Annotated in this window: 6 protein-coding genes and 2 pseudogenes; 3 read left to right on the forward strand and 5 right to left on the reverse strand. The window is 64.0% G+C overall.

Features of this window, described 5'->3' with window-relative positions:
• The 3 genes from AB0K28_RS51200 to AB0K28_RS51210 form a co-directional block, all read right to left on the reverse strand.
• Positions 1-617 (reverse strand): Hint domain-containing protein (locus tag AB0K28_RS51200; protein ID WP_364385841.1); only part of this gene is annotated, 617 nt, incomplete at its 3' end.
• 528 nt (positions 618-1,145) lie between these two features.
• A complete protein-coding gene (locus AB0K28_RS51205) occupies positions 1,146-1,700 on the reverse strand; it encodes a hypothetical protein (protein ID WP_364385844.1) in 555 nt (184 codons plus the stop codon).
• Between the two features lie 117 nt (positions 1,701-1,817).
• Positions 1,818-2,174, reverse strand: a complete 357-nt coding sequence (locus tag AB0K28_RS51210; protein WP_364385847.1) for a hypothetical protein — start codon at positions 2,172-2,174, stop codon at positions 1,818-1,820.
• A gap of 92 nt (positions 2,175-2,266) precedes the next feature.
• Here AB0K28_RS51210 and AB0K28_RS51215 point away from each other — a divergent pair.
• From AB0K28_RS51215 to AB0K28_RS51225, 3 genes and pseudogenes are all read left to right on the forward strand, one after another.
• Positions 2,267-2,805: pseudogene (locus AB0K28_RS51215) on the forward strand (transposase); the annotation flags it as partial.
• Positions 2,806-2,965: 160 nt separating this feature from the next.
• Positions 2,966-3,478: pseudogene (locus tag AB0K28_RS51220) on the forward strand (transposase); the annotation flags it as partial.
• Positions 3,479-3,912: 434 nt separating this feature from the next.
• Positions 3,913-4,194: an integrase core domain-containing protein gene (locus AB0K28_RS51225; protein ID WP_364385853.1), complete on the forward strand. Its 282-nt coding sequence runs from the start codon at positions 3,913-3,915 to the stop codon at positions 4,192-4,194.
• On the opposite strand, the gene AB0K28_RS51230 is transcribed toward AB0K28_RS51225, so the two are convergent.
• Complete coding sequence (locus tag AB0K28_RS51230; protein WP_347624688.1) at positions 4,184-4,774, reverse strand: hypothetical protein; 591 nt, start codon at positions 4,772-4,774, stop codon at positions 4,184-4,186. The two genes, AB0K28_RS51225 and AB0K28_RS51230, sit on opposite strands and share 11 nt — an antisense overlap.
• A 4-nt stretch (positions 4,775-4,778) precedes the next feature.
• A complete protein-coding gene (locus AB0K28_RS51235) occupies positions 4,779-11,003 on the reverse strand; it encodes an RHS repeat-associated core domain-containing protein (protein WP_364385850.1) in 6,225 nt (2,074 codons plus the stop codon).
• Positions 11,004-11,927 lie beyond the last annotated feature (924 nt).

Consider the following 11,927-nt stretch of genomic DNA (forward strand, 5'->3'; position numbering starts at 1 on the left):
CCGGGCTCGAGCCTTGTCGCCGCGACCCAGTCTTGGAGGGTCTCGACCCAGAAGGGATGCTCGTCGGTGGCAACGATGACGCCTTCCGCGTTTCCGTTTTCACCGTCGACGTCGACGGTCACCTGGACGAGGTTCTTGGCGCCCTCACCCCTGATCGTGTCCACGACCGGCTTGGCTTCGACCTTTCCAGTGGCCGGGTCAGCGGCCAGAACCTTGTCCCCGACTTCAACCTGTTCGATCTGTTTTTCGGTTCCGTCCGCCATGACGACCGCGGTCCCCGGGGCGAAACTGTTCCGTCCGCATACCGCTGCGAGAGCCTTAGGGCGTTTTCTCGCGCTCGCCCTGCGATCTTGAGTTTGTCCTCGGCGGCGAGCCAATTCTTGAAGGCGCTGATGGCGTCGCCGGCGTGTTTCCAGACGGCCCTTTCCGAGTTCATAGGCCTTCTTCCACTTCCAGGGCAAGGCGTATTTCGCGGCCAACTTGCCCGCGAGACCACCGGCGAGTGAGCCGAGGATGTTCAGTGCCGTTTTTCCGCAGGCGCTCAGATCGCCACTGGTGAAGCATTTGATGCCCGCTGTGATGCCGAGTTCGTCGGCGGCAATCTTCGCCAGTGCCACCCCAGACGGCAGGACCGGCGTCCCACGCCGCCTCCAGCCGCTGCACCTGCGCCTCGCTCAGCCGGCTGCGCGGCCTGCCCGGCCCTTTCGATTCCAGCCTCTCAGCTCCCGCCGTACGCCACGCCCGGTGCCGTTGAGGCCGCCGAAGGGGCGCGCCTCGGCGCCGGTCCGGTGGTGACGGTACGCGGCATGGGCTCGGGGCGGGTCAACATGGCCGGCGTAATCTGCCGCAGTTACGCGCCTACGCGCCCGAGCTGAACCCCGTCGAGGGCGTCTGGTCCCTACTCCGCCGCGCCCTGGCCAACTTCGCCGTCACCGACCTGCCCGGCCTGGTCCGGATCGTCAAACGCAAGCTGAGAAAGATCCAGCCCCGACCGCACCTGCTCACCGGCTGCCTGACCTAGACTGGGCTCACCCTCGACATCCCAGCAGACCCATGACTGCCTCTACGAATTCAACCTGTGTACGCGAACGACCCGGTCTGCCCAGTACCGTGCGGCAGCCGCCAGCACCTCCGGACGCCTGTCGTCAGGGGGTGGCGCGTATGACGGCGATGGCGATTTCACCGCTGACGGCGTGAGCCGTGACTACGGGCGCCACCACGCTGTCGACAATGACCGTGGCCTGGCCGGCCGATCCGGACGTGTAGCTCACGCCGTCGACCATCGCCTCCTCGGCGATGACCACCGCTCCCCCGGAGCCGCTCCTGCGGCCAGGCACGTGGATGAGCTGAACCCGTTCCCCTCGCCGCAAGTCATAGGGAGCCTGGCCCGGCTTGAACGCCAACCCCACCCTGACGGCCTTTCCCGCGCCCGCCCTACCGTCACCGCCCATGACCATCGCGCGAGTGAGCAGAGTCCCCGGCAGCACCGTAACCGTCGCCACGGCCGCTGCCACTTGATCACGCTGCGACCAGGGCCAATACGTGGCCCCGTCGTCAGCGATCCGTGCCTCCTGCAACGCGCCGCTGCCGAAGGGCTGACCAGCGCCGACCCGCCCGGTGACACGGATGACGGACATACGTTCATCGGCCCGCATCACCAGCATCATCGACGCCAGGGCACCGCCGAGCACCAGCAGCACAGCCAGCGCAGCAAGCCCAGGGCTGCGCTGACGAGACCACTGCGGCAACTCACGAGAAGCGACTCCGGTCAACACGCCGCTTTCTCCAATCGTTCACGGAAGATCAGAGCCTTGCTCTCAGAAGCTGCGAGCCGAGTTGCACCAGCGCAACGAACCACCTTCGGGATCGACATCCGGGCCGTAGCAGAACTTGGCCCGCTTGATGGAGCCGAAGAACACCGAATCCAACACACATCCACGCTTCGGCCCGGCCTGCAGGAGGATCGTCCGACCGATGGTCGTCTGATACTCCACGGCCACTTTGTTCTCATCATCGAGGCGATCACACAGTGCAACATCTTTACGGTTGGTGCTGATCTCGACATCCCCGAGCCGCCCGTACCCGTCGTTCCACGACCGTTCCGATGCCCGCACGGGACCGGCTACCAACAGCGCGGCCAACATCCCAGTCGCAATCAACGCCCAACGTGGCATCGCATCTCCCTCCCGATCACGACGCCACATCATGTCACTCTCGGTGACGTAAAACAATCAGAAGGTAGCAGGAGAGTTGAGTGCACGCCCACCGCCAACCCCGGCCCAGTGCCTGGGTCGCCGAACTCACCGGCCTGCTGGACCTGACCGGCTGGCCCAACGGCATGCGCGTCATCGCCCGCAAGGAACGCCCGCACCCCGGCGCCCAGCTGCGCTTCACCGATCTGGACGGGCACCGCTTCACCTGCTTCGTCACCGGCACCCCCGGCGGCCAGCTCGCCGACCTGGAACTACGCCACCGCCGCCGCGCCCGAGCCGAAGACCGCATCCGCACCGCCAAGGACACTGGCCTGCGCAACCTGCCCCTGCACGACTCACCCAAAACCAGATCTGGCTCGAGATCGTCGCTCTGGCCTGCGAACTCACAGCGTGGATGCAGATGCTCGCCCTGAACGGCACCGATGCCCGCCGCTACGAGCCCAAACGCCTGCGGCTGCGCCTGTTCGCGGTCGCTGGCCGACTGGTGCACGGCGGCTGCCGCCTGCATCTCCGCATCACCGCGCGATGGTCCTGGGCCCACCAGATCATCACCGCCCTGGCACGCCTGCACGCTCTGCCAGCGCCGACCTGACCAGCACCAACCCATCCCACGATCAAGAAAGGAGACCCACGGGCCCGTGGAACTCCGCCCACCCGGCGCGACAGCCGGGTACCCACGCTGACCACAGCGGGACAATCAACCTCCAGCCGAAGACTTCAGCCGACCAGCTCAACCTGTCGGTCACGCCGGCGCGGTCCTGCTGCACAAGCTCGCCGATCGGGTAGGGCTGACTCAGATGCTCGGCGGACTGTGGCCGGACGGGCAGAGCGCGACCCGGCGCGACCGGGCGCATGTGCTGGTCGGTCTGGACGCCGCGATCGTGTGCGGCGCACGCAGCGTGCTGGAGGCAGAGCGGCTGCAGGCCCACCAGACGGCGTTGTTCGGTGCGGCGCCGTCGGACTCCACCACCCACCGCATGCTGGCCGGTCTGGACGAGCAGATGCTCGTCCGCATCGCCAAGATGCGGGCGAGGGTACGCCGCCGCGTCTGGCAACTCCTGCATCTACGCCCGGGCGGCTTCCCCTGGTTGACGGTGGCCGGCAAGCGACTCCGCGGCTGGATCGTCATCGACATCGATGCCACCGTCATCACCTCCGCCTCCGATAAGAACGGCGCGGCGGTCACGTTCAAGAGAACCTACGGCTTTCATCCGCTGGCCTGCTGGTGCGCCAACACCCAGGAAGTGCTGACGATTCTCGCCTGAGAAGCGGACCCGACCGCAACGACCCAGAAAGGAGTCTCACCCGGGCCCGTGAAACCCGGCGCCCCCGCAGTGTCATGCGACGGCCCACCCCAACCGCGTCGGGGACATTACGGGCAAACCGCGGAGCCCCTCACACAACCCATCCCGCTGAAGAATCGAGGCTAAGCCCGCCATTCCACAACGGCGGTACCGAAGGCGTCAATACCAAGACCAAGCTCCTCAAACGGCAGATGTACGGCCGCTCCGGGCTCGCTCACCTTCGCCACCCCATCCTGCTCGGCTAGCCACGTTCCGTCGCCACCGAAAGTGGGCCAGAGCCCGGTTACTGGACAGACCCCTCCTTGGAGGCGGTGCGCGATGACCGACAGCAGCCCGCCTGCGAACAGCACCCGCAGTTGGGGCTCCTCAAGGATGACGGTGACGACCTTGCCCCGATGCACCTGGCCGACCTAGACCTCAAGGATGACCTCAGGTCAAGTGTCCGGAGAACGGGGGAAGCTCAGGGCGATTCACCCTGCCGTCCATGGCGCAGCCTGGCCGACGTCGAACTGACCGTCGCCGAATGGGTCGCCCGGTACAGCACCACCCGCCTGCACTCAGCCATCGGGCACCTCCCGCCCGACGAGCTCCGGGCCCGCGTCCCAAGGATGTGGGCCCGGTCTCATCCACCAGAGCGACCCCAGTCAGGCGCCGTCGGCCCCATACTCACGGAATAGGCACGCGCAGAAGAGGCGAACCGTTGTAGTGAGCCTCCCAAGCGGTGGCGCCGACAAGATCAAGTGGTTGCTTGATCATGGCAGCGGCCTCGCCGTTCACCCAGGATTCGAGTCGTTCTCGCACTGTCTGAACGGGGAGGCGCCCCACCAACTGGGAGACCACTGTCGTGCCTACCACCATGCCATACAAGCATTTGAAGGGCATGGCCTCTCCTCGGGCTCGGGCGGCGGCCTCCAGTGCCCGGTTGAGACCGCCGCATATACCCTCGCTGGCCGCCTGTAGCTGCATGGGCACCTGGGGTGCGCCTGGCAACTGGTCCCGCAGCAAATGCCTCTCCTCGTCGTCGGCAAGGACATAAGAGGCGTTCATCGGGAGGTGGTCCGAGATCGCTTGGACGATTTCAGACATCAGTCGGTCGGTGTCGGCATCCTCGAATATCTCTAGGTCGATATTTCCGCCGGTGTCACCTTCGCCTCCCCCCGTCACCTCACCCTGCTCGCCGAGGATACCCTCGATCAGATCTTCGATATCGGCTTTGCTAGCACTCGCATCGCCCAGCCAGCTGATAAATACTTCCACGGCTCTACTCTATCTGCCCTCTGAACATCTTCTCAAGGAAGAACGCGTCCAGCTTCGTGAGTGACCTCTTGCGGCGATCCGGGCGGTCCCAGCTCATACCCTCGATCTTGTTCCTGAGACGCGCGCCCTCTTCTCGATAAGCTTCGATGTAGAATTGCTCGCCGCCGGACATGGCATCCCTGGAGGCATATACGTCGATAATCTCCGGCGCCTTGTCACCTAACTCTGGGTGGTAATGATCATGCCCGGACCTCTGCTTTTTGAAGCGTGCGTTAAGCACTTGCTGGGGCGTTCCCTTGCCGCTGGCCTTGCCTACGTAAACGATCTGGTCCTTACTGTTGCGGATCACGTAGGTGATGTAGCTCCTTCCGCCGGCCGCGCTCGGCACGTCTACCCTGAACCCCTTTCCAGGAGTTATGCGGAATCTACTGAACATGCTGGCCTTACCACCAACCTTGCCCCTATCGCTACCCATGAGCTCATCAAGATCGTGGCGCGCCCAGATTCCATTGAAGAAGAAGTCGGTGGCCTTCTTTCCGCAAGATGTGAAGCCTATCTCCTCGCAGATAGACATGGCCAGGAAGAATTCCTGTTGTGTCCTGAGGCGATCATCCTTCAATGCATCGGAGTACTTCTTGAAGTGGTCTGGGGCGCGGGCGCGCCAACGTTCTATGAATTTGGACCTTACCGCTTCGTTCGGGAGCGCTCCGATGATGATCTCGATAGCAGACACATAACTGCCGCTACCGCCTCCCGCATCAACATCGAGACCGTCCGGGTCGGATAGGCCGACGGGGTTGTCGGCCGCATAGCCGTAGGGGCTCGTCAGTTCCGGATTCTCGGTGTCGAACTTGGGATCGGGAGACAAGAACTTCGCTGTAGAAGGGTCGTAGTAGCGCGCGGATAGATAGCTCAGCCCGGTGGCGGAGTCCTCCGTCTTGCCTAAGAAGCCACGATCGGTGAAGGGCAGATCATCTCCGCCACGGCGCTGGCCGTAGGGCAGATAGCGTTCCCGGGCGGCCTGGCCGGTGGTGCCGTCAATGGCCAACTGCATTGAGCCGTGCAAGCCTGAGGCCGCCCAGTGGAACCCGTCGGTGGTGCGGATGGCGATGACTGCGCCGTCGGCTGAGACGTAGTAGCGCGTCGCCTTTGTAACGCCGGAGGTGCGCACCTCCATTCCATCCAGATAAAGAGTGGCGCCGCCTTGTTCACGCCGTATCAGCCGCTCGCCGTCGGCGTCATAGACCATGGAGGTGTCAGAGCCGTCAACAGTGGCCTTTTCCAACTGCCCCGTCGGGCTCCAGGTAAATGTTGTCTGCTTGCCATTGACGGTGCGGCTGATGAGTTGGCCAGCATTGTCATACGAATACGTGTCAGTTCTGGATGGCCGCGTGATGGAGGTGACCGCGTTAGGACGTATCGCCGAAGATCCGGGCGCCGGGTACTGGTAGGTAGCAGTTTCCGTTCCATCGACCAGGGACGTGATGTTGCCCACAGCGTCGTACGCATAGGCATGGTGGTAGGGGTCGATGCCTTGTCCATCAGAGCCTGCGGCACAGTCAGCCCTTGTGGTGGTGAAGGCCGACGTGAGCCGGCTCAGACCGTTGTAGCCGAAGCACTCCGATTGCCCTGGGCTGCTTCCGGCCGCCGACGTGGCGTCAAGGACGCGCGTGATCTCACCGGCCTTGTTATAGCTGAAAATGTCATCCTGGGCAGTAATGGGGCTCGATGTGTTCGCTTTCGTGAAAGTGGTCAGCTGGCTCAGCCAGCCGGTCTCGGGATCCCAAGCGAAGGTCCGTTTCACCTCACCGTCGGATCCATACGAGCGTTCGGCGATGCGGCCGGTGGAGCTGTAAGAGGTGTTCTTGACATAGACTGTGCCGCCGTTCAGGTCCGATGAAAGTCCCGTAGGCAGCCCCAGGTCCGAGTAGCCATAGGTGAGCGTCTCCTCCTGAAGCCCCCCTGCCGCTGGCAAAGTGCGCGTGAGCGGGTTTCCAGCTTTGTCATAGGTGGCAGCGAAGGCATATTCCCCCGCGATCCCTGTCTCAACGGCGGGAATGGTCACCTTGGTGCCGGTAGGGCGATAAGAACTGTCGTATCCGGTGACAGCCTTGACATAGGCTTGGCCGCCGACGTAGCGGGTACTGGAGGAGAGCTGGCCCTCCTCGAGTGTGTCGTACACCCATTCGGCCAGTTTGACGCCTGTGTTGACTTCTCCAGCCCACTGAGTCCTCCTACGGCCCAGGTCGTCGTAGGTGTAGGAGGTCTTCTGGTTGTTCCCATCCACATTCCACAGGATCCGTCCGGCGGCATCGTACCCGGTGGAGGTGCTACCGCTGTCTGGGGCGGTTGTTGCGGTTCGACGATCGAGCCAGTCATAGGAGAAAGTGCGAATGTTACCGTTGGCGTCAGTGAGCCGGGTCAGTTTTCCAGCCAGGTTGTACGTGTACGTCGTGTCGTGGTGCGTTGAGGCGTCGCTCCACTCTTCCTTCTTGACCGTACGTCCTGCGATGTCGAGGACGGTCGCCACTTTTCCGCCCACCGATGGCTGTACCTCGGCGCGATCCATCCCTGGATAACTGGTTCGGGTCCGCCGGAACTCGACCGCGAGGTTCATGTCGATGCTGGCGATCGGGCGCTTGAGCGCGTCGTAGAGCGTCTTCGTCCACTGCGGCAGGCTTTCGAATACCGGGTTGAGCAACCCACTGCCGGGGGAGGCTCCGTTGTAGACCGGCAGCGCCTTGACGTAGGCCAGGCCCCGAGGGTCATAGGCCGTGACCGCTACCGTGCGGCCCCCTGTGGGTGACGGTGTCTGCACCTCACGGACCCGGCCGAATCCGTCCTCGTACGTGTGCGACTCGGTGTACTTCGCCGAACTTCCGGCTCCGGTTAGCAACTGCCGCATGACGGTCTTGATGGGACCGTTCGGCTGGCTACCGGTACCTGCGACGGGGATCACGTAGGCAACAGTGGCGGTGGGTGTCCCACCGCTTCTCGGCTCTCCTGTGGCCCACAACCTGACCGACCGGCCGAGACTGTCGTAGTCGATCTCGGTCAATCTTCTGTTGGCGTCGAGGACCGAAGTCACCATGCCGGTGCGGTGCCCGTACTTCGTCGTTGTCTTTTGCCCCAGGGGGTTCGTCGTCGTGACCCCGTTGAGCGGCCACCCGACAGGCGGGTCATAGGACGTGGTGGTGATCTTGTTCAGTGCGTCTGTGGTCGAGAGTGTGCGCCCGTACTCGTCGAAAGTTGCCTTGGAAACGGAGGTACCCGTGGCGCTGAAGTGAAGACGGGTCTCTGTGACGTTCCCGTCGCTGGGCGCGTTGGCCGCTGGGTTCGATCCGCCGTCGTAGAGAAAGACTGACTTGCCGTAGAGAGCGCCGGTCGCACAGTCGTCACCTGCTCGACGCTCGACTGTCGACGGGAGTTTCGTGAAGTACTGGCCTCCCTCGACGTTGCGGGCATACGTCGTCGCAGTACAGGAGTTGTCTGTCGAGACATTGTCCTGACCCCGGTCGTTTACCTTCACCGGCAAACCGTCGGCGTTGTATTCGATCCTCTTGTCCGTGTACCGCCAACCACCGCCCGTGACCTGCTCGCGCGACCGTTCACGAGTTTGCAAAACGAAGGCTGGATCGAGCACGCCAGGACCGCTGCCGGTAGACCTGACCTCGTACTCGTAGCGGACGGACTTGAGCTCGGAGTAAGAAGGCGGGTTTGTGCTCGTCAGCTTCCAGGTCTGTGTCTGCAACAGCTGACCTTGCAAGGCGCGGGCGTCAGTCATGGTGACGCCTTCGAAGGTGGTGATGGCGGCGCCGTCGATGCCCCGATAGAAGGTCTCGGAGGTGACGCTGTAATCGTTCGCATCGGCACCGGAGCCGCGGGTGGTGCGCACCGCCTGGTAGCCGCGCCAGTCGCTGCTGCCGGGTGCCAGGTCGGGCTGGGCGTAGGCCACGGGGTTGGTCCAGCGCGGGGCGCCGAGGTAGTCGTAGCTGGTGACCATGTCGGGAGAGCCTGCGACCAGGTCGCGTTCGACGACCTTCATGGCGAGTTGCTTGTAGAAGCGGGCCCAGCTTTCGTAGCCGATTTCCGGGTCGGCGTCGTAGTCGACGCGGTAGCAGTCGCCGGTGGCGTCGGATAAGTAGTTGGTGCCGTCGCGGCCCTTGCCGCCGCCGCACGGGTCGGCCTGGCCGTAGGTGACCTCGATCCGGCCGCCCATCCCGTTGCCGATCCCGGCCACGCGGGGAACCATGCGCCAGGACAGGAAGTCGGCCCAGTCTGACCAGTTGTCGTAGTCCATCCGCCCGGCCACCATGGCCGCGTCGAAGGCAACCGGCGGCAGCATGACAGGGCTATCGCCGGCCAAGCCGGTCTGCTGCACGCTGCCCAACCACAGCACTGGGTCGTAGGCGGGGCCAAAGTCGGTGCGGGTGTAGATCCACCGGTAGCGGAAGTCGGTGCGGGTGTCCGGCTCCCAGGCCCCGGAGGTGGGGTTCTTGGATTCGGTGAGGACCGAGTCGAGTTTGCGGGTGGAGTAGAACGCGATCGCGTCGTTGGTCGTGCAGGTGGTGGTGCAGGTCAGGTCGGTCGGCACGTCCAGGCCGCCGCGGTCGGAGGTGGTGAACGTCATCCGCGAGGTCGGCGTGCTGCCGGTCACCTGGGTGTTGTGGCCGTAGCTGACCTGCTTGAGGAAGCCGCCCCGATCGTAGGGCAGCACCCGATAAGTCTCGTAGTCGCAGCCGGGCATGCAGAAGTAGTTGGTCTCGCGCTGGTAGGTGTAGTCGATGACGTTCTCGTTGGCGTCGATCGACTGGTCCAAGTTCCACCGCCACACCCCGGCGCAGGTTGGCGGGATCATGTCGTTGAAGTACCGGTCCGCGCATGGCTCGGCGCGCTGGTTGCCGATGTACTGCAACTGCCACTGGGCGTCCTTGGTGTAGCCGAAGCGGTGTACCTGCCCGTCGTTGGAGGTAACTTTCCAGTACTCCAAGCCGTCGGCGCCGCCGGTCAGTTGCTCAACCTTCCAGCCCAGGTCGGGTACCGTCTTCCACAGCCCGCTGGTGCGGTCCTTGACGATTGAGGCTGAGCGGCCGGCCAGGTTCAGCACCAGCTCCGACTGGGTGTAGTCCTTGCTGGCGGCCGGGATGCTGCTGTCGGCCTCGTCCGGCGACTCCCAGCACACCGCTGAGCTGAACGGTCCGTCCTCGTTGGCATACCAGATCAGATCGGCCGTGTTGGGGTCGAACTCGTTCCACGCCGTACAACGGCGGTACTTACGCTCGATGAACCCACTCGACAGGTTCCAGCCGATCCCGGTCACGCCGGACTGGTTGTTGGTCCAGTTGCCCTGACCGTCCACCGACGAGGCGTCGTACTGCAGCGACAGGTTCGGCCCGGTGCCCACCGGTGATGGCGCCTCCGGCAGCGGGTAGTCATAAGAGAAACCGCCACCCGACGTGCCCGCTTGCCAGGTGCCCGACGGTTTGAGGTCGGTGGCGCCGAAGTTCCCGTCCGGGCCGGTCATGCCGGCCACAAGCATGTACATCGACCCCGACGTGAACGCCTGCGCCGCGTTCGGCGTGGCGTCCTTGCCCGTCTGGCTCTTGGGCAGCGTCAGCGGGGCCGCCTTGCCGGCGGCGGGGTCGACATCGACGTCGGCGGTCAGCGTGCCGGTCCTGACGTCGTTGTGCGCCTTGACCTGCTGCGGGCGGACCACGCAGTCGCGCGGCCGCGGAGTCGTCAGCGCACAGGCCGGCACTCGCAGAAGCTGCAGACGGGTCGCGAAGTTACCGCCATAGGCGTCGCGGAAGCTCGCGTACGAGAACTCCGCCCGTACCTTGCCAGCCTTATCGGCCGTCAGCCGGGCCGCCACGCCCACGCCGCCGAGCTTGCGTACGGCATCGGCGGGCAGCGTCTCCACCTTCACCGTGCCGGCATCGGTGCCTTTTATCTCGGAGAGCCGGACCGGCAGTTGGCCCGCCCTGATCGCCTTCTCGCCAGGATCCACCTCGGCGACTCCCGGGCTCGGCCAGACCGGCTCCTTACGCTCGACCTTCGGCTGGGACTCCTCCGCCCCCTTAGCCACCTTGGCCTTCGTCACCGGCCGGCCGTCCACCGACGTCTCCGGATCTGGACCTGATACCGACGCCGCCGCCGGAACAACGAGGTTGTCAGGAATCCCCAAGCCGGAGATCACCACTGCCATCGCGGTCGCGATGACCAGCACCATCGTCCGTAACCGACGCCGGATTCGCATGTCGTCACCTCTTCAGGGCACGCTGACGCGGGCCTCGGGAAGAGGTCGCGTCACGTCATAAGGGGTTGATAAAGACGATCAGTTCGGATCCTGATAGACGATCGCGGCGCGGTCAATGTCCAGATATTCGCCCTGAACGTTACGGAATGCCACTTGCGCAATTCACAGCGATGGATACCGCATGTCAGTCGATCTGTAGAAACGGTCCCTACTAGGCCAAGGGGCGTGTGTGACATCGATCACATTGACGCATCCAGTCAGCCGTAGTACCTGGGGGAATCCAGCAGCGTAGGACGGGGCCGCCTACACCGAAATCACGCCGTCCGCGACGCGGCATCAAGTCATCCAACCAGGTCATGAGAACCGCACATGAAGAGCGGGAGCGCCTTGTTTTTTCTGCGACCAATATTGCGCCGACCTGCTTGAACACCCACCGTGCCGCGACCCGCAGGAGACGCACTCCAAACATCCCGATGAACGTCGAGCGCGCCCACATATCCCCACATCTGTAGACAATCTGGACCCGCAGTTGCTGGAGCTCTCCTAAAGCGAGTGCCGCAGGTTTGAAGCCTGCCGGGGTCACTCACCCAGATCGCCACATTTTGGCCCTGGCCTGCGGTTTCAAAGCCGCAGGTTTTTTGCTTTCCGGACCTCGGTAGGCAGCCAAGAGTGCCTGCATGCGGCCGTGCGGCGGCCAGCATCATGGGATGTCTATCAGGCATTCTCCCAGGCCAGCCCCTAATACCGGGGCATCCGCGCGGCCGACAACCCGCTACGACCGCCTCGGTGCGCGGGGTTGCGTCCACGGAAGTGGTGTACGAGTTTGACCTGGTCAGCAGGTGTGGCGTCGTGAAATGAGAACGGTCATCGCGTGATCCTTCGTAGCAACGATTCCAA

The organism is Nonomuraea sp. NPDC049504 (assembly GCF_040676845.1).
In the GTDB taxonomy this organism is placed as follows: Bacteria; Actinomycetota; Actinomycetes; order Streptosporangiales; family Streptosporangiaceae; genus Nonomuraea; species Nonomuraea salmonea.

Coding starts and splice junctions, on each gene's coding strand:
- AB0K28_RS51210 (WP_364385847.1), bottom strand. CDS start 2,174: ATGCCACGTTGGGCGTTGATTGCGACTGGGATGTTGGCCGCGCTGTTG.
- AB0K28_RS51225 (WP_364385853.1), top strand. CDS start 3,913: ATGCACCTGGCCGACCTAGACCTCAAGGATGACCTCAGGTCAAGTGTC.
- AB0K28_RS51235 (WP_364385850.1), bottom strand. CDS start 11,003: ATGGTGCTGGTCATCGCGACCGCGATGGCAGTGGTGATCTCCGGCTTG.